General features: G+C 54.3%; 1 rRNA gene. It reads left to right on the plus strand.

The annotated features are described in order from the left end of the window. Positions 1-57: 57 nt before the first annotated feature. Positions 58-422, plus strand: a 16S ribosomal RNA gene (locus A6R74_RS13955); the annotation flags it as partial.

A 422-nucleotide genomic window follows, 5' to 3' on the forward strand; every position in this document is an offset into this window, starting at 1 on the left:
CCGCTTTTGCTGCCTTAGGCTAGTCCTGAGGACGCGAGTAAGGATCACAATGATATTAAACTGAAGAGTTTGATCATGGCTCAGATTGAACGCTGGCGGCAGGCCTAACACATGCAAGTCGAGCGGTAACAGATCTAGCTTGCTAGATGCTGACGAGCGGCGGACGGGTGAGTAATGCATAGGAATCTGCCCGGTAGTGGGGGATAACCTGGGGAAACCCAGGCTAATACCGCATACGTCCTACGGGAGAAAGGGGGCTTCGGCTCCCGCTATTGGATGAGCCTATGTCGGATTAGCTAGTTGGTGAGGTAAAGGCTCACCAAGGCAACGATCCGTAGCTGGTCTGAGAGGATGATCAGCCACATCGGGACTGAGACACGGCCCGAACTCCTACGGGAGGCAGCAGTGGGGAATATTGGACA

This window comes from Halomonas sp. ALS9, from assembly GCF_001651035.1.
GTDB lineage: Bacteria > Pseudomonadota > Gammaproteobacteria > Pseudomonadales > Halomonadaceae > Vreelandella.